Consider the following 20,450-nt stretch of genomic DNA (forward strand, 5'->3'; position numbering starts at 1 on the left):
TTGTGTGAAACAACTTATTTGGAATAATTTACTCTTATTAGCGACCCTGTTAGGAATTCCCGCCCTATTCGCTTGGGTGTTGACCTTAATCAATCGGCAGACTAAGGCACACTTAGTCAGTCGTTTCGGCATTAATAGCCAGGTCTATCTAGGCTGTTTAGGGATTATTATTCATGAACTTAGCCACTTAATTATGGCCGTAATCTTCCGCCATGGCATTCAGTCCATCCGGCTGATTAAGCGCCCCCACTTGCATCAAACGACGGGTAACCCAGATGACTTGGCCCTAGGTTACGTGAATCATACCTGGCGACAAGGTAATTACTATCAAATGATTGGTAATTTGTTTATCGGCGTCGCACCGATCTTTGGCTGCACGGCCAGTTTATTAGGGCTTGATGCGTGGCTTTTTCCAGGGCTATCACGGGCAATCTTAACGTTAGCAGCGACCCCTAAAAATCCTAATTGGCACGGCAGTTGGACCGCTTTAACCACGGCGGAGACCAGTTGGTGGCAGCTCGGATTGTTATTGATTTTAACGATCTTAATTGTGATTGGTGGGTTTGATCTTAGTCCCGCTGACTATCAAAATAGTGCGCTCGGATTGATGAGTACGGTCATTTTAATCATCGTTTTTACAACGATCATCACCTTACTTGATGGTCAGGCGACCGCAATCTTCACCAGCATCATCACTTTTGGCTTTACCATTGCCATTATCTTGAGTTATGCACTAGTCGTTTCCCTAATTGTTTTAATCATTACCCGCCTAATCGCGGATTAACTTGGCTTTTAACTTAACTAAAAAGTGGGACTCCCGGCATTTCGCTACCGGTAGTCCCACTTTTTGTAACTTTTAGGTCAACGCACTTTAGTCATCATCCGCAACCCATTCAGCTTTAAATTGGGTGACGAACTGGCGCATGACCGCCGTTCGTCGCTGGGCTAATTGCTTCGCCGCCGCAGTATTCATCAAATCCGCTAACTTGAACAGCTTTTCGTAAAAATGATTAATTGCCGTTCCCGGTTCTTTTCGATATTGCGCTTTAGTCAGGTGTTCACGGGGTGCAATCTGCGGATCATAGATTTTTTCACCAACGTGCCCAGAATAATATAACGCTCGGGCAATTCCAATTGCCCCAATGGCGTCTAGTCGGTCAGCGTCTTGCACAATTTGGCCTGCTAAACTTAATTTTTGCGGGCCATTCAAAGACTTACTAAAGGACATATGGTCAATAATCTCAAAAATGGTCGTTTGCGCTTCAGTGGTCACGCCAATCGTCGTTAATTGCGCCGCTAACGCTTGATGGGCCTGTTTAGGATCAGCCATTAATTTATCATCAATCACATCATGTAACCAAGCCGCCGCCATGGTCAACATGACATCCGCCTGTTCTGCCACGGCTAACCGGTGAGCTAACTTAACGACCCGCTCTAAATGATCCGTACCATGACCACTATGATCATTGGCTAATCGCTGTAAGGCATACATTTTAATTGCTACTAATTGAGACGCCGTTATCATCTAATCATCATCCTTAATCTTCAGTTTGATAATAAGCCCGTAACTTTTTAATTGTGCCGCGACTAAACGATAAGTGGTCGCCATTACTCATCGTAATCACACCCTTATTGAAATCTACCGTCACAATTTTATCCAAGTTCAGTGCATAACTCTGAAAATCGTTAAAGAAGCGCGGTTGGGACAATTGGCCTTTAATCGTACTTAGGGTTTTACGCACCACATAAGCTTGATTGTCCGTCACAATCCGCGCAGTTCTCAACCCGTGTACCTTTTCACAGTACACAATATCTTCGAGCTTCAACTTCAATAATAACGCGCCACTCTGCAAATTCAAAGTCGGTGCCGGCGCCTGCTGCATCGTTTCTAATCGTTTTTGAATGACTTGTAACACGCGCCGAATCCGGGGGACAAACTTAGCTTTATCAAATAAATCAGCTTTCGAAATAAAGCCAGTCGGCGCCGTCATCGCAGTTAACGTTGCGGGGACCATATCGTCGCGGGCACTCACATACACCACAAATCCATCGGGATCATAGTCACGAATCTGCGACGCAAGTTCGATGCCATTCGTTTCCCGCTTTAAAACAATATCTAAAAAATACAAATTAGGTCCCGTACTCATCGCTACCGCCCGCAACACATCCGCCGGTTGCCAAACCGACGCTAACTCATAATCAAACTTTAAGTCATTTAGTTGCGCCGTAATAATGTCGGTTAACCAGAGACGGTGTTGTTCCTGATCGTCACTGATGAACACCTTCATATCAATCACTCTTTCTCATGGTAAATAAGCTTCACTAATTAACGTGCCTTCATGAAACTCACTCACACTGCTAGTTGATTCAATTCAATTGTTTACAACCTATCAAAGGTCTTCTTAAGCATACTAAATCCCACGCCTGACAGCAACTAAAAATGAGACCATTGACTAAATTTAACTTATCAGTCAATAAATCTCATTGGATTCACTTTATTTTTCAATTTGTGTCGGTTGAATTTGCGCCTGATTCAAGCGTAATAATTCATCAGTCCGTAATTTATCCACAATCAATTGGGCCGCAGCGGTGGTCAAACTACCACTTAAGTCGCGATCAGATACCCGGGCCGGCTCGTCTAAATGATGTAACCGATCGACTAAGGTGGTGATAAAACTATCGTAAGCTCGTTTAGGATAGCCGGTTGCCGTTACTTGATCAATCCCTTGTCGAATCATATCTAACGGATAGCTGGGTTTAAGCAAACTAATCACGATGATGTCTGCCAATTGCATAATCTGATACTTCTTTTTAACGGGCGACAAAATCACCTTATGCTTCACGTAATTGTTAATCATTGCCGCCGTGACCGGATCGACCCCCAACGGCTGCAAAGTTTCATTAATTAATAGTAAAACTTGATCCATATATAAATCAAAATTCGGTAATTCAGTCCACTTAGGCAGGATGACTTTACTCATCCGTTGACGCCAATCAGTATAAGTTTCGGTAGTTGCCATTAAATATCCCCTCCTTGATTGCTTACCCTCATTATATACAGATTAACTAGTCATGTAAACTAGATTTCCTTATTAATAGCATTAATAATGGATTGTGGTATGATTTATGAGTTGATTTAAATTTTAAAGAAAAGTGGTTCCATATATGTATGAAATGACTAAGAAACACCGCGTTGGCGACGATGTTAAGGCCGTAATTCCTGCGCCAGTAATCACTGGCTTATGGGAACGCCTAAAAGCAATGCGCCAAGAAAAGCTCCTAATTGATAGCACCATGGCTGTCATGTTTAGTGATGACTATGAAGATGACAAGATTTTCTTCATGACCTTGCAGAAATCTGGCTCATTCGCGAATGAATACGAAATGGCTTACGATGGCCCCAAGAACTTTCTCGGCCAAGGGACAATCGTTATTATCAAAGATCGGCCACGGACGATTCACATGGGCATCTCAGATGCAAATAAAGCACAACCAACTGATACCGAAACTAAAGCTGAATAATTGGTATCGCGCACTATGGAGTTTGGTATAAAAGCCAAGCTCCTTTTTGCTTCCTGCAATTCAATTGACAAACTGGCCTTTTGAGCATTTAATGGACTTATCCATCATTTCATTGAAAGAGGCTATTTACTTTGGAAACCTATAATTTAAGTCAACTGATTGCGGGCATCTATCGCCGCTCGAAGAATGAGTTTAATCAGCAAATCGCTGGTCTCGATATGCGGGCCACGACTAGTGACGTCATCTTATTTATTAACGACCACCATGGACTATCCCAAAAAGAAATCGCTACTGCAATGAGTTTAGATCCAAGCTTATTAGCGCGTAATCTAAAGACGCTTGAACAGCAAGCACTGGTCAGTCGCCAGCCCAATCCCGACGACCTCCGTGCCCATCAGATTATTTTGACGACCACCGGAAAAGCTTTAGCTGCCGAGCTTCGAACAGCGATGACAACTTGGTGGACTGATCTATTCAATCAACATCCTGAAATTGACGCCGCCACATTTACCACGCAACTAGGGCTAGTCTTTGATTCTTTGGTGCATTCTGATGACCAATAACGCGCTGCGGACCCCCTACCAATTCATTTTGCACTTGATTATGTTGTTGTTTGGCCTATTCTTCATGGCAATGGGTGTCGCCCTCTCAAAATTAGCGGGCATCGGTACCTCACCAATTTCAAGTATTCCCAACGTTTTAAGCTTAGTTAGCCATTACTCGATTGGCCAAATGACCGTCGTTATCATGATTATCACCATCATATTAGAAGCAGTCATTTTACGGCACCAATTTGCCTGGACAAATTTATTACAACTACTGCCAGCCGCCTTCTTTAGTGCCCTAATTGATTATTTTGTGCGGATTTTTGGTGGCTTACCCATTACAACTTACCCGCGCCAGCTCATCGTCAGCTTTATCAGTATCCTCATCTTAGCTTTGGGTGTTTACCTAGAAGTCAACGCTGGCCTAATCGTCATGCCCGGTGAAGGGATTGTCGTGGCAATTGTCTTGGTAACCCACCAACCATTCGCTAAATTAAAAGTTGATTGTGATATTGCAATGGTACTCATCGCTGTTATCATTGCGCTCATCTTTTTGCATGGCCTGATTGGCGTTCGTGAAGGTACCGTGTTAGCCGCCCTCTTAACCGGCCGCTTTGTGGCGCTCATCGCTAAGCTGGTTAGTAGATTTAAACTTAATTAAAGCCGAAAAAAGCATTAAGGTTAGTCCGTCTAGGGGCTTCCCTTAATGCTTTTAATTATTGAATCGTAATTTTACCGGCTGGTGTAGTCACCTTTTTAGTCAAAGTCACCATCAACAAGCCATCGCTATAATGCGCCTGAATCTGGTCTTTCAACACGTTCTTAAAATAGAAGCGCCGCATCAAATCCTTCAGCGGTCGTTCCTGTCGTAAGCGGCGACCGTCATCCGCTTGGCTACGCATCGTTCCTTGTCGCGCTCGAATGGTTAACCAGTCGTCAACATACGTGACGGTAATCGCTTCTTTATCAAAACCGGGTAATTCAGCGGTTACTGTGTAATCATCATCATGTTCAACCACATCCGTTTTCATCACTAATGGTGCAGTCACCACGGTGTGAACCGCTCGATGCAGTCGCTTTAACACGTTGATTGGTTGTAAGTCATTCAAATGACGCCGTAGTTGTTGATGCATCGTTCATGCTCCCATCCCAAATAAAATTATTTTTTAATAAGCCGTCTGATGAATGGCGTCAGCTAATAACGTTAACGCATGTTCCCGGGTCTTGACACGATCCATATCAAAGATGACTGAATCAATGTCGCCGCCCTTAAAGTCAAATTGTTCAAAATAAATATAAGGGTCTTCGCCTTCGACCTTTGCAAAAGCCGCTTCAATCTTTTCATTAAAACCTTCAGCCCAGTCAGCATCGGCCATTTGACTGAAGTCGTTACGGGTCACATAACCTTGCGCCCGAATTAAAGCCATCGCCTTTTGCACGTCGCTAGCTTGATAAACCAATTTCTTCGAATCCTCGTGAACCTTAGTTTTCGTTTCTACTGGCATCTTAAAAGATCTCCTTTTTTAATCTACCCTTAGTCTAGCACCATTACCGCTAAACGTTAAACATCTTTCTTCGATTGCAAAATATCGTAACTATCCTTATAATAGTAGCTACTTCGCGTTATAATTGATGTAACTTAATTAAATGAAATGAGGAATGTTTCTTTGGACAGTGGCCAGATAATTTCAAATTTAGTCATTATTGTCATTACGTTCTTCGTCGCCGCTTTCTTCGTTGCCTGTGAATTTGCTTTAGTTCAGACCCGACCAAGTGCGCTCGAAGAAGAACAGAAAAAACGTGATAAGCCATCTAAACGGATCGCAACATCACTGCATATGGTACAAAACCTTAACGAATATCTTTCAACCACGCAGGTGGGGGTCTCATTAGCTGGGATTATCCTCGGCTGGATTGGTGAACAAACAACTGAACACTTTGTCCTACAATTATTGGACTTGTTCAACTTATCCATCAGCACCTCTATTTTGCGTGTTATTAGCATTATTTTAGGGGTCTTCATCCTAACTTACTTAGAAGTTGTCCTAACTGAAATCGTCCCGAAAAACATTGCGATTGATATGCCTTTAAAAGTCATGGCAGTCATCACAACACCGCTACGGTGGTTCCATGTCATCTTCTACCCATTCGTTTGGCTGTTGAACACCTCGTCAACCGGCGTAGTCAAGCTGCTCGGTATTCCTGTGGCTAATGAAGATAACGATGTCTATTCACAAGCTGAAATCCTGAACTTGTCACGTAACGCCGTTTCAGGCGGTCAACTGGACCGTGACGATTATCTCTACATGGAACGGGCCTTTGAATTTAACGACAAGATTGCTAAGGATATTATGATCGACCGAACGCAACTAGTCGTGATTGATATTAACGATACGGTTAAACAAGCGATTCGCGTTTACTTACAAAAACGTTTCAGTCGGTTACCCGTTGTCGCTAATAACGATAAGGATAAAATCTTAGGTTATGTTTACAACTATGATTTAATCCGCCAAGGTGAAGTTGATGACGAAATTCGGGTTAACAAAGTGCTCCGAAATATCATCACCATTCCCGAAACAACGCCAATTCAAGCTATCTTGCAAAAGATGATTGATAAGCAGACCCCCATCGTCGTCGTTGTCGACGAATATGGGGGAACGAGTGGGATTGTTACTGATAAAGATATTTATGAAGAACTCTTTGGTACCGTTAATGATGAAATCGACAATGTTTCAACTGAATACATTGAAAAACAAGCCGATGGTATTTATCAGATTAGCGGTAAAATGACCCTTTATGATTTCGAACGGTTCTTCAAGACTGACTTGCAAGAATTCGAGGATTCGGATGTGGTCACCTTAACGGGCTATATCTTAGATAATTTCCCTAAGATTCAGGCTGGCGATACGATTACAATTGCTGACTTTGATTTTAAAGCGTTAGATTTTGAAAATGCGTATATTAACTGGTTTGAAGTTAGTCGTCGAACCACTTCAACGACTGCTTCAACGGTTGATGACACCGCTAATGATGATAAAAAATAACTAAAAACACGACCCGAAAAATCAATGATTTTTCGGGTCGTGCTTTTAGTTAGCCAACGATACCATTAACTTTAAGTTGCTTCTTCAAGGCTTTAACTTTAGTTATTGAACACTTGCAGCTCAAGTCAGCACCAAAATAAATTAGTTTAGTTTTAACATCATATTCAATCACATTATCCACATTGATTAAGGCCGATTTTGAACAGCGAAACAACTGCTGATACTGCTTTTCAAGCGCTGATAACTTCCCATAAAATTCGTATTCACCCGTTTGCGCATAGCACTTAAGTCGATGTGGTATATCAGCCGGGGTTACGAATAAGATTTCTTGTAACTTAAGATTGAAAATTCGACTGCCAACTGTGAACGCAAAATTTTGTTGTCGCGTCGTTGCGGCTGCCAATGAACGCTGTTGCGCTAAAGCTAAGTTATCAATAATTTCCGCCCGAATGCTGTCAACCGGCTGATCCTTACTGATGAATCCTAGCGCTTCTAACTGTCGTTTCAACGTAATTGGGGCCATTTCATCATGAGTCGTAATGAAAATCAGTTTATCCTGAACATCAACCGCTCGAATTTTTTCAGCCAACTCAATACCATTAATATCAGCATTTAGATCAATATCCAATAGATAAATACCGTTTTCTGGCTTAGCTTGCCTCAAATAGTTAAAACAAATTCGGCCAGACACACATTAAGTCACGGCCGTCATCACCAAAATTGGGGACTAACTGTGCCGTGGAAATTTTTCTAAAAAGCCATAAAATTGTGATTTATCAGAAAAATCAGCCATATATAACCCGTTTAAGCCAGCCTTTTTCCCAATTGCACTGAGCTTAATCATCAAATCCTCTTCCTCTGCTGGAAAATGAAGCCGCCCCTTGATGGCCATACTACGAATATAATTAACTAATCGATTCACTAATGCGGCCGAATCCTTCGCCTTATCAAGCTTTTTATATACCTGAGCCAAAACATCCATTATATCTAAAAGTTCGGCAGGTTGCTGCGCATGATTTTTAAAACTTGTTAGTAATACCTGAATATAAGCCTTAGCCATATCGCGGTTCTTTGTCTCATTACTCATACTTTTGACCTCCTAATCGTCAAAACAACTCTTAACTTGAACACTTATTACTTTAATCGTTTTTTTAACGCCCGACTCAAAAACATCTTGTAACCTCATAAATCCATCATGAACACTAAGCTTGCCCTTACGATTAGCTGATAATAATAACGTTATCGCTTACAATTAGTTTGCAAAACTACCCCCCACAGCGTAAAATTAGGCTACAAGTTTAAGACAGAAATGAGGAAATGACCGTGAGCGAAACAACCATTAATATCATTTATCTTTCCATTGAAGGTAATACCCGTTCATTTGTAACGCGGATGCAGGACTATGCTAAGACCCAACATGCCGCGGATGAAAGTAATCCGGTAATTACACTAAAAGAGATTACAGAACAATCTGACTTTGCAATTGAAACAAAACCTTACTTCGCCTTTGTTCCAACCTACTTAGATGGCGGTAACGGTATTGATAACGGGGTCAAAGAGTTAATGACCAATGTTTTAGGTGAATACCTCAACTACGATCAAAATGCTAACCAATGCCTCGGCGTGGTCGGTAGTGGTAACCGTAACTTTAATGATCAATATTGCCTAACCGCACGCCGTTACGCCGAACAATTAGACACCGACTTCATTGCCGATTATGAATTACGCGGCACCTCAGTGGATACTGAACGTATTTATAACGTTATGAAAGAACGGCTACAAGCTTTAACGGAATAAGTCCGACAAATTATAAACGGTCCGCTAGCAAACTAAAAATTTGCTAGCGGACCGTTTGCTTTTAAGCGATTAATGACTCGATCCTCACTTGAAAAATGAGTTAGCCATTCAACAAATGAGCTTGCCGCGCCTTAACTAACACAATACCTAAAGTCATCAGCATGGCTGCGGTCACCGTGATAAACAACACGGCGTACGAGAACTGGGCCACCATCATCCCACCAAATAAGGGGCCCACTGCCCGCCCCAACGACAAAGCCATATTGAAACGACCTTGATATTTGCCACGTTGATTAGCTGCGGCCATATCATCAATCCACGCAGGCACGATTGGCAGACCAATCACTTCCCCCACCGTTAGCACCACCATAATAATAATAAAATCAACATATTGCCGGGCGAAGACTAGACCTAAGAAAGATAACGCAAACAGCGTGATGCCAAAACCGATTTGCGTGCCAATCTTAAAACGCTCGTTAAACAGCGTCACCACTGGCTGACTCGCAATAATCAGCACCCCATTAATGGTCCAGACTTCACTGTATTGCCGGAATGGAATCCCTAAGTTCGTCATGTGAACCGATAAGAGACTCTCCCAAAGCGCATAACTCAGATAGATGGTAAAAATCATCAAGCAAATCAGCCAAATTAAGTGACGCTTGCGACTAGGGGTCTGATCAGTCGCTACTTTAGTCACAGTTTGTGGTTGCTTCATCGCAACGGGAGCAACATTAAAGGTCGTCAACACAATCGCGAACAACCCGAGATAGCATAAAGTTGCCACCATGAAAACCACGTTAATCCCCAGATCCAACAAATAGCCCACAAGCAACGTCCCGATGACAACGCCCACATTTAAAGCCATATATAATAAGTTAAAGACCACGCGATTCGACTTAGTCGTAACCGTAGCCGCGTAAGCATTGACGACCGTCATACTAATACCGTCACCAAAACCAACTAAAATCAAGCCACCAGCATAGGGCCACAGGCTGTGCCAAAAGACCAATATTATTAACGCTGCAGTCGAAATGGTCACGCCTAAAATAGCCGTCCAATACGGGCGCCAACGGTCAAATAACCGGCCGCCAACGAAGTTCCCTAAAATCATCGCCAACGACATGCAAAACAGAATAATGCCTGAAAATGTTAACGTTTGATGCAAATAATTGTGCATGTAAACCGTGGTCAACGGCCACATAAAAGCTGCTCCCGCATTATTAAGCAAATTGGCAATAAACAGCCACCGTAACCGAACTTCTTTTTGCATTACTTTCACCTAAGTTTTTCTATTTTGAACGATCAATATTCGTCATTTTTAAGGGGTCAACCCATTGGTCAAAGTCGGGGCCAGTGACATAGCCACTCTTCAAGGCTGCTTCTCGCAACGTTGACCCAGATTGTTCAGCTAGTTGGGCGATTTCAGCCGCATGATGATACCCAATTTTAGGCGACAACGCTGTGACCGTCATTAATGACTCATCAACTAACGCTCGCATCCGTTCAGCATTCACCGTCAAGCCTGCGACTAATTTCGTGGTTAAACCATCAATCGTGCCACTCAATAAATCAGCCGATTCCAAAAAGGCTGCAATAATCACTGGTTTGTAAACATTCATTTCAAAATTCCCTTGACTAGCCGCAAAAGTGATAGTGGTATCATTGCCCATCACGCGGGCCGCCGCCATCGTCAACGCTTCAATCTGCGTGGGATTGACTTTCCCTGGCATAATTGACGAGCCGGGTTCATTGGCCGGAATGGTTAATTCGCCATAACCGGCCCGTGGCCCACTAGCTAAGAACCGCAAGTCGTTACCAATTTTAACTAAATCCGCTGCCAAGGTCCGTAATGCGCCGTGAACCACGGTTAATTCCGAATGTGCCGCTAACCCCGCAAAATTATTATCCGCAGGTCGAAAAGCAATCTGATAAGTCACGGCCAGGTTAGCTGTCATTTTGGCCGCAAAGGCTGGTGGCGTATTTAAGCCCGTCCCAACGGCGGTGCCACCGATTGGCAACGCTAACAATGCCGTTTTTAACTGATTCACATAACCTAAGTCATGGTTTAACATACTAACCCAACCACTGACTTCTTGACCAAAAGTTAAGGGCGTCGCATCTTGTAAATGGGTCCGACCAATCTTAACTGTGTGCCAATACTGTTGCTGCTTCGCTGTTAACGCCGTGATTAGCGCTTGTAATTGCGTGACAACTGGTGCTAATGCCAAAGTTGCCGCAATATTCATTGCGGTTGGAAAGGTGTCATTCGAACTTTGTGATTGATTAATATCATCATTGGGCATCAACGGTGTGGCCGGATCAAGTTGCGCCGCGACATGGGCTAATACCTCATTCACATTCATATTCGTTTGCGTCCCCGACCCGGTCTGATAAACATGCAACGGAAAATCCGCCATTAAAGCGGCATCGTCTAGGGCTAAAAGCTGTTTGGCCGCTTGTTCAATCACAGTTGCTTTGGCAGCAGTCAACGTTCCCACTTGTTGATTCACCCGTGCCGCCGCTCGCTTGATTTGTAATAAGGCCCGAATGACTTGCACCGGCATAACCGCTCCATGCGGAAAATTATGGCGACTACGTTCCGTTTGTGGCCCCCATAAAGCGGTGGCGGGAATCTTAACCGGCCCCAACGTATCGGTTTCTTCACGATATTCTTCCATTTAAAAAATCCTCCTCAGTCAAATAATTATCCCTAAGTATACGCCCTCCTCGAGACGAGACCTAAGGATTTTCTCATCAAATTAACCAGCCCACTCACAGTCCTGGTTCAATTAACGCCCATAACGCCTCAAAGCGGTCTTTATAATCAGGCCAATTCCAAGTTTCTTTAAACGTCGGTAGCATGAATACGGCCAAAGTAGCCAGAATCGTCTCGGCTTTAGCAGTTTCCGCCATTTCATAACCCATGATTTGATTGATTTCAAGATACGCCGGTTGGAGGACTTCCCGCAAGACAGCCGGTCGATCATCAATATACCGTGTATTCAGCGCGAACATCCTTGGATTCGTATTGTAGGTCGTTTTCTTCGCATTGACCAGTTGCCATAGCCAAGCTTTCAACGCCACTTTTGCCGGAGTCGCCGTTGCTGGTGGCGTGATTTTAGCAATGATTTCTCGACTAAACCATTGCTTCAAAACGGCGGTCCATAAATCGTCTTTATTTTTAAAATGCTTATACAATGCGGCATGTGTAATATTTAAATCATGACTTATTTTGGCTAATGTCACATCGTCATCGGTTGCTAATAGTTGCTCCGCCGTTTGAATGATTAACTCATTTGTCACTTTTTTCATCGTTATCAACTCCTCAAGGCTTTATTTTAGCACAGCCTATCCTAATGATGATGACTCTAAGTAACTTTTTTTGATTTTTGTAACCAATGACGCTATAATACCTAACATTATCTAAATAACGTCATTGACAGGAGCAACTGATGAAATTAAAAAATGAAACAATCCTAGTAACTGGTGGTACCTCGGGTATCGGCTTAGCCTTTGCCCTTCGCTTCATGACCATGGGCAATACCGTCATTATTGTCGGGCGCTCACAAGCTAAGTTGGACACCCTACTGGCTAAATATCCCAAACTCCATGGCATTGCCGCTGATGTTAGTCAGCCGACAGAAGTTCAAGCCTTAACCGCCACTTTAACTCATGATTTTCCAAAATTAACGCTTATTTTTAATTCGGCCGGTGTGATGCGGCAATACGATCTATTCGATTCACAGGTGGCACTGACCGATTTAATGGCTGAAGGCCAAACTAATTTATATGGCACGGTTTATGTCACTAAATCCTTATTACCCCTTTTGCAAAAACAACCAGAAGCCATGATTGTCACGGTTAGTTCGCTCCTCTCATTGATGACCGTTGCGGATTCACCGCTCTACTCCGCCTCAAAAGCGGGCATCCATATGTATACCGATGCCTTACGTGAACAAATTCGCGCTCATGGCGCTAATATCCATGTGTTGGAATTACTCCCGCCATTAGTTACCGAAACTAACTTAACGTCACAGTATGATCATGACCGTTTAACAACCCTCGTGAGTTCACCACTATCAAAATTAGTTGATGCCGGCATTAAGGGGATGACGAAAGATCGGTTACAAGTCGATGTTGGCTTCACGCGAGTCTTACGTCAACTATTGAAGCTAATGCCCAATACCATCACTCATATTTGGGGTAAGCGAGCGTTAAACACTTTTTTGAAAAAGTGACCCCTAACCCAACCATCATCTGCGCTGATATTATTGATTTTATTTTAAAAAAACGAGAAATCAACACTTTTTCGACCTGAAAGTCGACGGCTTCGGTCGATGATTGTTATAATGTTATTAAACGTAGTTTTGGCGTTAATCTATGAACTGGCGGGGTAACGAGATGTCGAGTAATAATTTTGGTTTAGCGACTGGCTTTTTGGTCATTTTGCTCATTTGGGTTTACCAGCGGATTCGGATGCCCAAAATGCATTCGTTAGCTGGCTACATGTCACGACGCGCTATTAAGAATGAGCAAACTTGGAAATTTGCTCAACATTTCTATGCCATGTTGGGCATTGAAATTTTCGGCCTACTTTTCATTGGTGCCGTTTTAGGTGGGCTTTTTAATATCGCGGGCTTACAAAGTGTAAACTTACAAGCGATCGCTTTAGGGGCTGGTCTAATTTTGCAAAATATTGCCACGGAACGTGAATTACGGCATGAATTTCCAGATGATCCACAACCCAAGGCATAACCAGTGCTTTATAATTGACCGTGACTATTAATTGCTTAATATTAGTAATGGTAACTTTTACAGTTTTAAAAACTTAATTCCAATTAAATGTACTTTAATTAATATTTCTAGTAAAGAAGTGAAATTGATGACTGAAGAAAAAATCGCCCTGTTCACCATTTTTGGTGGTACCGGTGACTTAGCCCAACGTAAACTCTACCCTTCATTGTTTAAACTCTATCAAAAAGGGTATTTACAGGAACACTTTGCCGTAATCGGGACTGCCCGACGGCCATGGACGGATGATCATTATCATCAAATTATTGCGGATTCGTTGGCCAGCTTACATGCTGATCCAGCCACGGTCACTAAATTTGCGAGCCATTTTTATTACCAATCTCATGATGTTACGGATGCGCAACATTATGTCACCTTAAAGCAATTGTCTGAAAAATTAGATCAACAATATGGCTTACAAGGTAATCGGATTTTCTACTTAGCGATGGCGCCTAACTTCTTTGGCACGATTGCGCAACATTTGAAGTCTGAAAACATCTTGACGCCAAATGGCTTCAACCGGGTTATTATCGAAAAACCATTCGGTCATGACTACGCTAGTGCCAAGGAATTAAACGATCAATTGACGGCAACATTCAATGAAAACCAAATTTATCGGATTGACCATTACTTAGGTAAAGAAATGATTCAAAACATTTCGGCCATTCGGTTTGGCAATAACATTTGGGAATCACTTTGGAATAACCGGTACATCTCTAACGTTCAAATCACGTTAAGTGAAAAATTAGGCGTTGAAGAACGGGCCGTTTATTATGATAACAGCGGAGCTTTACGTGATATGGTTCAAAATCACATTCTGCAGATTTTAAGCTTACTCACGATGGATCAACCCGTTGAATTCACCGAAAATGATATTGATGTCGAAAAAGTCAAAGCTTTACGTAGCTTGCGACCATATAAGCCCGCTGAAATTGCGACTAACTTTGTTCGGGGACAATATGCCCCTACTGACGAAGCTAAAGGGTATCGGCAAGAAGATAAGATTTCACCTGAGTCCAATACGGATACTTTTGTCGCTGGTAAAGTGATGATCGATAACTTCCGCTGGTCGGGAGTGCCATTTTATGTGCGGACTGGGAAGCGCTTAGCTGACAAGTTTACTCGGATTGATGTGGTCTTCAAACGCCCCGTTGTGAATATCTTCAATCACGACGATAATCCTGATCAAACGCCTGATAATGGCTTAGAACCAAATGTTTTAACCATCAACGTTGAACCAACTGAAGGCTTTGAATTACGGATGAACGCTAAATGTGTTGGTCAAGGCTTTGCGACGACTCCAGTTAAGCTCGACTTCGACCACGATTCTGAAGCTACAGCTAATAGTCCTGAAGCGTATGAACGGTTATTGCATGATGCTTTAAATGGCGATGCAACTAACTTTACCCACTGGCAAGAAGTAGCCTATTCTTGGAAATTCGTCGATGTTATTCAGAAATACTGGGATGAACATACCCCTGACTTTCCGAACTACCAACCTGGAACTATGGGACCAGCCGCTTCAGATGACTTATTAAAGCGCGACGGTAACGACTGGATTTATAAAGGTTAATCACTAAAAATCAAAGTCCCACTGAGAAAAATTCTCAGCGGGACTTTTTTATTTGGTCGTCTTGACAGCCATCAACTGCTGGCAAACTGCAATCAACTTCGGAATTGCGACGGTCAATTCCGCTAACGTCAACGCCGTAAAACCTAATAAATAATAGTCGTGACTAGGCATATCAACCCAATTCGAATCCAACGGATAAATCCGAATACCAGCGGTGGCTAAGGCGGTTAAGAGTTGTGCTTGGTCTAAATTTGGAATCTGAACAACTAAGTGTAGGCCAGCCCCTGTTTCAATCGGCACAATTAAGGCAGTGGCCGCTAACAATTGACACACCCGCTGATATTTTTGGCGATTCAAGGCCCGACTACGGCTCAAATGACGATAGTAGGCCCCACTTTCAAAATAATTCACCATCGTTTGTTGTAATAATCCCGCAACCATGGCGGAACGGTATTGATACTGGTGATGATAAGTCGCCATCAACGCCGTTGGTAAGACTACGTAACCCATACGGGAAGTCGGATCAATCCCTTTGGCAAAGGTTCCTAAATAGGCCACTTGATCTGCTGTAGCTAATGATTGCAGGGCAGGCAAAGGTTGGGCATCATACCGATATTCATTATCATAATCGTCCTCCACAATTAAACGCTGATGCGCGGCAGCCCATTGCAATAAAGCTAAACGTTGCGCAATCGGTAACGCATAGCCTAAGGGAAATTGGTGGGACGGCGTTGTATAGACGACCTGTGGCTGTTGTTTTTTAATTGCGGTTAAGTCCACACCAGCAGTGGTGACCGGTAAGCGTACTGCTTGGTGACCAACCCCAGCAATCAAGGTTGCTAAACCACGATAACCGGGATTTTCAATGCCCACCGTCCCGGCTGGTAATAAACTCAACAATAAGCTAAGTCCAGTTTTAGGCCCATTAGTAATGACAATCTGATCAGCCTGACATTGAACCCCCCGCGTTTGCCGTAAAAAAACCACCAGTTGTTCGCGTAACGCTAATAACCCCTGCGCATCTGGATACAGTTCGGTGGGCGCCTGTTCCGTTTGTTGTAGTGCCAAGCGGACGGCTCGTTTCCAGCTATTCCAACTGGGTTTTAAAACTTCAGTAACCCCATAACGAAAATCAAATTGAATGGGTTGTGGCGCAATTTGCCGTGGCGGGGTCGGCACGACCGGCTTAACAGTCGTCGGCCAATGACGAATATCATTAAAATAATAGCCACTACCAGGTACCGTATACACATACCCCTCTGCCAGTAATTGGTCATAGGCTTGTTCGACCGTGGTCTTTGAGACACCAAGATTTTGCGCTTGTTTTCGAATCGACCATAACTTTTGATGGGCTGATTGTTGGGGCACGTAACTCGCCCGCAATTGGTGATAGAGCTGTAAATACAACGGTGTCGCTGAGTGACGATCTAGTGGCATAAGCTAACTGTCCTTTCATTTTTGTCAAAAGTGTCTATTTTAATCAATACAATTTTTCTCTATTATAAGCATTAATCCTGAGGAGAGGAAGCTGATTTAATTGACTAATCACATTATAAAAACCATCCAAGTTTCTGGTATCCGCCGTTTCGACGAGGCCATCAGCGCCATTCCAAACATTATCAAATTAACCGTTGGTGAACCAAATTTACCAACGCCTGACCACATCAAAAAAGCAGCTACCCGTGCTATCCAAGCTGACTGCAGCCATTATTCACCATTAATGGGATTTCCAGCATTACAAGTGGCAGCTAGCCATTATTTTCACGAAAAATACGGCTTAATTTATCAACCAAATGAAATTCTAGCAACCGTCGGCGCAACTGAAGCGGTGGCAACGAGTTTACTGACCCTGCTCAATCCTGGTGATGGCGTCTTACTACCGATGCCTTGCTATACTAGCTATGAACCCCTGTTAGCAATGGCACAAGCTCACGTCGTTCCCATTGACACGACTGCCAGTAATTATAAGTTGACGCCAACTGGCTTAGCCGCCACCATTCAGGCCCATCACTCAGACCATTTGAAAGCCATTATTTTAAACTACCCGACCAATCCGACCGGGGTCACCTACACCCGCTCGGAATTAGCCGCGCTAGTCAAGGTTATTCGTCAAGCTGGCTTACTCGTCATTAGTGATGAGATTTACAGTGAAATCACCTACGACCAACCCCATGTGGCTTTGGCAACCCTATACCCAGAACGCACCATTACTATCAATGGCCTGTCCAAATCACATGCCATGACCGGGTGGCGTCTAGGCTTCATTATGGCCCCCAGCCCCTCATGACTGAAATGAAAAAGACCCATCAATACTTAGTGACTTCTGCAAGTTCCATTACGCAAATGGCAGGGATTGAGGCCCTCACTAATGGCCTAGCCGATGGCCCCAAGATGCGGGCCAGTTATCAGCACCGGCGGGATTACTTAATGCAGCGACTAAACGAAATTGGCCTTAACTATCTCCATCCGGCTGGTGCCTTTTACCTTTTTGCGCAGATTCCCGCTGACTATAACGGAACTAGCTGGGACTTTGCGACCCAGTTAGCTGAACAAGCACAGGTAGCTGTTATTCCGGGATCCGCTTTCGGCGCCGCTGGCGAAGGTTGGTTTCGAATCAGCTATGCGGCTAGCGAAGCGGCCTTGCGTCAAGAGATGAATCAGCTCGCAACTTGGTGTGCCCAACGTCAAAATTTATAAACGGAGGCTTTTACCATGGATTTCACAACCGCAACTTTAATGACAGCGATGGTCACGCCCTTCGATGACCAGAATCAGCTTGACTATGCACGTTTAAAGCGCTTAATTGAGACCTTGCTTGCTCACCATACCAATGGGTTGCTCGTTGGCGGCACGACTGGTGAGGGGCCAACCTTAACTCATTCTGAAAAGTTAACCCTGTTTCGAACGACCGCTCAAATCGTCGCTGGGCGGGTCCCAGTAATGGCGAACACCGGATCAAATGACACCGCCGCCACAATCGCGCTAACGCGCCAAGCCAGCCAAATTGTTGGTATCGATGCAGCATTAGTCGTGGTGCCACCGTATAACAAACCCGATCAAGCCGGAATGCTAGCCCACTTCACTGCTATCGCTGACCGTGGCGGGTTGCCACTGATGATTTACAATATTCCCAGTCGCGTTGGCGTTAAAATGCAAGTTGACACCATCTTAACGCTGGCACAACATCCAAATATTATTGGCGTTAAGCAGTGCACTTCCTTAGAAGAATTGGCCACCGTCGTTGAACAAGCGCCACGTGATTTTTACGTTTATACTGGCGAAGACGCTCAGACCCTTACAGCTAAATTGCTCGGCGCCCATGGCGTTATTTCCGTCGCCAGTCATCTGTTTGGCGATGAAATGGCAGCAATGCTCTCGGCCTTAGATGCTGGTCAGATTGCTCTGGCAGGTCAACGCCAACGCCAGCTATTCCCTAAAATGGCGGCACTGTTCAGCTTTCCCTCACCGGCACCGGTCAAAGCAGCTTTAAATCACCGCCACTGCGACGTTGGGCAGCCACGGTTACCCATCCTGCCCCTAACACCTAGCCAGCAAGCAACCTTGACCAGTCAACTGACCTGCAAGGCAGAATAATTCTTTAATACTTAAAAACCGGTTATAATGGCCTTAAATATGGTTCGTAGAAAGTGGTGAAGAACATGTGTGGCGGTTGGTATTTCGGTGGCTTCCCCTTCATGTGGCTAGGAGGCACCTTAGGTTTAATAGCCATAGTCATGATTAGTGTGTTGGGCACAATGTTAGTTGTGACTCATTCGAAACACAAACAGTAACGCAATCAGTACGAAAAAAGCCTGGCATCATGAAAATGCCAAGCTTTTTTTCGATTTAAATTTAGTTTTAGCCGGTGGTTTAAGCCATTTTAACAGCTGTTGTAATTTCGGTATCACCATTAATCAACGTAATTGTTTGACCAATCGTCGCCGGCGTTGCCAAGGCTTTAACGGCAAATGTCGCCACATAATCGCGAGTGATTTCGCCACCGACACCAGGGTTAACCGTCACTTTACCAGTCCCAGCATCATTAACTAAGCCCCCAGGTTGTAGAATCGTATAATCAAGCTGTGTCCGATTTTTCAACCAATCATCCGCATAGTATTTAGCAACGTAATATGGTTTCAAATTAGCAGTCCATTTTTCACGATCCGCTGCAAATTCAGCACTAATAATCAGATAGCGTTGCACGCCAGCCAATTCGGCTGCTTGCATCGACTTAACGGCCCCATCTAAATCAATCATCAAGGTCATATCATATCCAGTTTTACCACCCGAACCAGCTGCGAATACCACGGCATCCATCCCTGCAAAAGCGGTCGCTAATTCGGCTGGTTGTGCTAATAAATCGAACTTAACTGGTTGCGCACCAGCATCTTCAAAAGCTTCAGCCTGATCAGGATTACGAATCCCAGCAAAGACTTGATCGCCCTGAGCCACTAACTTGGAAACAATTTTCTTACCAATTTGGCCATGAGCCCCAATTATAAATACTTTCATATTCGTCACTCCCAATTATTAATAGTTCTTATTATAAAGCTAATCATCACTAACTTGGTATCAATATGTTTCAGGATTTGTTCCAGTCTCAGATTAGTCTTATAATAGAAGCCATCTCAATTAAGAAGGAAGTTATCTGCGATGCTTAAATACGTTCGTGCCGCCACTATTGCGGATTTACCCGCCATGTTAGCCATTATTGAACAAGCTCGGACTGTTCTCGCTAACGATCAGATTCCACAATGGCAGGATGGCTATCCCGTTGCTGCTGATATTCAGGCGGATATTACGGCTAAACGGGCTTGGCTTCTAGTCGTTGATGGTCAAATTGCAGGAACCGCTGCCTTACTTACTACCCCAGACCCTAATTATCGGGACATGCAAGCTGGTCAATGGCTTGCAGCGACGACCCCTTACACATCAATTCATCGGATTGCGATTGCCGGCGCCTATCATGGTCAACACTTGGCTGATTTTTATTTCAGTAATCTCATCACCTTGAGCCACCAACTTGGCTTTCGCCAATTACGCGTCGACACGCACGCTTTAAATCAACGGATGCAACACGTGATTCTCAAAGCTGGCTTTACGTATCAAGGCGTCGTCGTCATGGATGGTGATGTCACCGATCAACGTAATGCTTATCAGCTTAACCTTTAACCACCT

At 43.8% G+C, this 20,450-nt stretch carries 23 protein-coding genes and 1 pseudogene; 12 read left to right on the plus strand and 12 right to left on the minus strand.

What is annotated here, in order from left to right:
* Positions 1 to 4: 4 nt before the first annotated feature.
* Entirely contained in the window at positions 5 to 784 is a 780-nt protein-coding gene (locus tag C5Z26_RS05225) for a hypothetical protein (protein ID WP_105448930.1), read from the plus strand.
* Between the two features lie 87 nt (positions 785 to 871).
* On the opposite strand, the gene C5Z26_RS05230 is transcribed toward C5Z26_RS05225, so the two are convergent.
* The 3 genes from C5Z26_RS05230 to C5Z26_RS05240 all read right to left on the minus strand — a co-directional run bounded on the left by C5Z26_RS05230 (position 872) and on the right by C5Z26_RS05240 (position 3,020).
* Positions 872 to 1,525, minus strand: coding sequence for an HD domain-containing protein (locus C5Z26_RS05230; protein ID WP_105448931.1), 654 nt, complete (start codon positions 1,523 to 1,525; stop codon positions 872 to 874).
* A gap of 13 nt (positions 1,526 to 1,538) precedes the next feature.
* On the minus strand, positions 1,539 to 2,288 hold the full coding sequence (locus C5Z26_RS05235; protein ID WP_105448932.1) for a LytR/AlgR family response regulator transcription factor: 750 nt from the start codon (positions 2,286 to 2,288) through the stop codon (positions 1,539 to 1,541).
* 207 nt (positions 2,289 to 2,495) lie between these two features.
* Positions 2,496 to 3,020: a DUF1836 domain-containing protein gene (locus tag C5Z26_RS05240; protein WP_105448933.1), complete on the minus strand. Its 525-nt coding sequence runs from the start codon at positions 3,018 to 3,020 to the stop codon at positions 2,496 to 2,498.
* A 145-nt stretch (positions 3,021 to 3,165) separates the two neighbouring features.
* Between C5Z26_RS05240 and C5Z26_RS05245 the strand changes: the two genes are divergently transcribed.
* The 3 genes from C5Z26_RS05245 to C5Z26_RS05255 all read left to right on the plus strand — a co-directional run bounded on the left by C5Z26_RS05245 (position 3,166) and on the right by C5Z26_RS05255 (position 4,728).
* Positions 3,166 to 3,522 (plus strand): hypothetical protein, encoded by a 357-nt coding sequence (locus C5Z26_RS05245; RefSeq protein WP_105448934.1) that lies wholly within the window; start codon positions 3,166 to 3,168, stop codon positions 3,520 to 3,522.
* 131 nt (positions 3,523 to 3,653) lie between these two features.
* Complete coding sequence (locus C5Z26_RS05250; RefSeq protein WP_234005732.1) at positions 3,654 to 4,085, plus strand: MarR family winged helix-turn-helix transcriptional regulator; 432 nt, start codon at positions 3,654 to 3,656, stop codon at positions 4,083 to 4,085.
* Positions 4,075 to 4,728, plus strand: coding sequence for a YczE/YyaS/YitT family protein (locus C5Z26_RS05255; RefSeq protein ID WP_234005733.1), 654 nt, complete (start codon positions 4,075 to 4,077; stop codon positions 4,726 to 4,728). The genes C5Z26_RS05250 and C5Z26_RS05255 overlap by 11 nt, the downstream gene beginning before the upstream one ends.
* Before the next feature lie 55 nt (positions 4,729 to 4,783).
* Here the strand turns inward: C5Z26_RS05255 and C5Z26_RS05260 are convergent, their stop codons facing one another.
* Positions 4,784 to 5,200, minus strand: coding sequence for an Hsp20/alpha crystallin family protein (locus C5Z26_RS05260; protein ID WP_105448935.1), 417 nt, complete (start codon positions 5,198 to 5,200; stop codon positions 4,784 to 4,786).
* A gap of 33 nt (positions 5,201 to 5,233) precedes the next feature.
* Complete coding sequence (locus C5Z26_RS05265) at positions 5,234 to 5,572, minus strand: hypothetical protein (protein ID WP_105448936.1); 339 nt, start codon at positions 5,570 to 5,572, stop codon at positions 5,234 to 5,236.
* A gap of 162 nt (positions 5,573 to 5,734) precedes the next feature.
* Between C5Z26_RS05265 and C5Z26_RS05270 the strand changes: the two genes are divergently transcribed.
* Positions 5,735 to 7,111, plus strand: a complete 1,377-nt coding sequence (locus tag C5Z26_RS05270) for a hemolysin family protein (protein ID WP_105448937.1) — start codon at positions 5,735 to 5,737, stop codon at positions 7,109 to 7,111.
* Positions 7,112 to 7,160: 49 nt separating this feature from the next.
* Here C5Z26_RS05270 and C5Z26_RS05275 read toward each other — a convergent pair whose 3' ends face one another.
* On the minus strand, positions 7,161 to 7,802 hold the full coding sequence (locus tag C5Z26_RS05275; protein ID WP_105448938.1) for a LytR/AlgR family response regulator transcription factor: 642 nt from the start codon (positions 7,800 to 7,802) through the stop codon (positions 7,161 to 7,163).
* A gap of 36 nt (positions 7,803 to 7,838) precedes the next feature.
* Positions 7,839 to 8,171 carry a bacteriocin immunity protein gene (locus C5Z26_RS05280; protein WP_370447987.1) on the minus strand — a complete coding sequence of 111 codons (333 nt, stop codon included), beginning with the start codon at positions 8,169 to 8,171 and terminating at the stop codon, positions 7,839 to 7,841.
* A gap of 263 nt (positions 8,172 to 8,434) precedes the next feature.
* On the opposite strand from C5Z26_RS05280, the gene nrdI reads away from it, so the two are divergent.
* The gene (gene nrdI / locus C5Z26_RS05285) at positions 8,435 to 8,908 is read left to right on the plus strand and encodes a class Ib ribonucleoside-diphosphate reductase assembly flavoprotein NrdI (protein ID WP_105448940.1); all 474 of its coding nucleotides are present in this window, start codon (positions 8,435 to 8,437) and stop codon (positions 8,906 to 8,908) included.
* A 100-nt stretch (positions 8,909 to 9,008) separates the two neighbouring features.
* Here nrdI and C5Z26_RS05290 read toward each other — a convergent pair whose 3' ends face one another.
* The 3 genes from C5Z26_RS05290 to C5Z26_RS05300 all read right to left on the minus strand — a co-directional run bounded on the left by C5Z26_RS05290 (position 9,009) and on the right by C5Z26_RS05300 (position 12,220).
* Positions 9,009 to 10,178, minus strand: coding sequence for an MDR family MFS transporter (locus C5Z26_RS05290; RefSeq protein WP_105448941.1), 1,170 nt, complete (start codon positions 10,176 to 10,178; stop codon positions 9,009 to 9,011).
* Between the two features lie 19 nt (positions 10,179 to 10,197).
* Positions 10,198 to 11,586 (minus strand): class II fumarate hydratase, encoded by a 1,389-nt coding sequence (locus tag C5Z26_RS05295; RefSeq protein WP_105448942.1) that lies wholly within the window; start codon positions 11,584 to 11,586, stop codon positions 10,198 to 10,200.
* A 94-nt stretch (positions 11,587 to 11,680) separates the two neighbouring features.
* On the minus strand, positions 11,681 to 12,220 hold the full coding sequence (locus C5Z26_RS05300; protein ID WP_105448943.1) for a TetR/AcrR family transcriptional regulator: 540 nt from the start codon (positions 12,218 to 12,220) through the stop codon (positions 11,681 to 11,683).
* Positions 12,221 to 12,360: 140 nt separating this feature from the next.
* On the opposite strand from C5Z26_RS05300, the gene C5Z26_RS05305 reads away from it, so the two are divergent.
* From C5Z26_RS05305 to zwf, 3 genes are all read left to right on the plus strand, one after another.
* The gene (locus C5Z26_RS05305; protein ID WP_105448944.1) at positions 12,361 to 13,146 is read left to right on the plus strand and encodes an SDR family oxidoreductase; all 786 of its coding nucleotides are present in this window, start codon (positions 12,361 to 12,363) and stop codon (positions 13,144 to 13,146) included.
* A gap of 163 nt (positions 13,147 to 13,309) precedes the next feature.
* Positions 13,310 to 13,663, plus strand: coding sequence for an SdpI family protein (locus C5Z26_RS05310; protein ID WP_105448945.1), 354 nt, complete (start codon positions 13,310 to 13,312; stop codon positions 13,661 to 13,663).
* A gap of 127 nt (positions 13,664 to 13,790) precedes the next feature.
* Complete coding sequence (gene zwf / locus C5Z26_RS05315) at positions 13,791 to 15,272, plus strand: glucose-6-phosphate dehydrogenase (RefSeq protein ID WP_105448946.1); 1,482 nt, start codon at positions 13,791 to 13,793, stop codon at positions 15,270 to 15,272.
* Between the two features lie 48 nt (positions 15,273 to 15,320).
* Here the strand turns inward: zwf and pdxR are convergent, their stop codons facing one another.
* Positions 15,321 to 16,709: a MocR-like pyridoxine biosynthesis transcription factor PdxR gene (gene pdxR / locus C5Z26_RS05320; protein WP_105448947.1), complete on the minus strand. Its 1,389-nt coding sequence runs from the start codon at positions 16,707 to 16,709 to the stop codon at positions 15,321 to 15,323.
* Positions 16,710 to 16,809: 100 nt separating this feature from the next.
* On the opposite strand from pdxR, the pseudogene C5Z26_RS05325 reads away from it, so the two are divergent.
* Positions 16,810 to 17,969: pseudogene (locus C5Z26_RS05325) on the plus strand (aminotransferase class I/II-fold pyridoxal phosphate-dependent enzyme).
* Positions 17,970 to 17,984: 15 nt separating this feature from the next.
* Positions 17,985 to 18,866 carry a 4-hydroxy-tetrahydrodipicolinate synthase gene (dapA, locus tag C5Z26_RS05330; protein ID WP_105448948.1) on the plus strand — a complete coding sequence of 294 codons (882 nt, stop codon included), beginning with the start codon at positions 17,985 to 17,987 and terminating at the stop codon, positions 18,864 to 18,866.
* A 276-nt stretch (positions 18,867 to 19,142) separates the two neighbouring features.
* Here the strand turns inward: dapA and C5Z26_RS05335 are convergent, their stop codons facing one another.
* On the minus strand, positions 19,143 to 19,784 hold the full coding sequence (locus C5Z26_RS05335) for an SDR family oxidoreductase (protein WP_105448949.1): 642 nt from the start codon (positions 19,782 to 19,784) through the stop codon (positions 19,143 to 19,145).
* 141 nt (positions 19,785 to 19,925) lie between these two features.
* Here C5Z26_RS05335 and C5Z26_RS05340 point away from each other — a divergent pair, with 141 nt between their 5' ends.
* Complete coding sequence (locus tag C5Z26_RS05340) at positions 19,926 to 20,444, plus strand: GNAT family N-acetyltransferase (RefSeq protein WP_105448950.1); 519 nt, start codon at positions 19,926 to 19,928, stop codon at positions 20,442 to 20,444.
* Positions 20,445 to 20,450 lie beyond the last annotated feature (6 nt).

It is taken from the genome of Lactobacillus sp. CBA3606 (assembly GCF_002970935.1).
Lineage (GTDB): Bacteria > Bacillota > Bacilli > Lactobacillales > Lactobacillaceae > Lactiplantibacillus.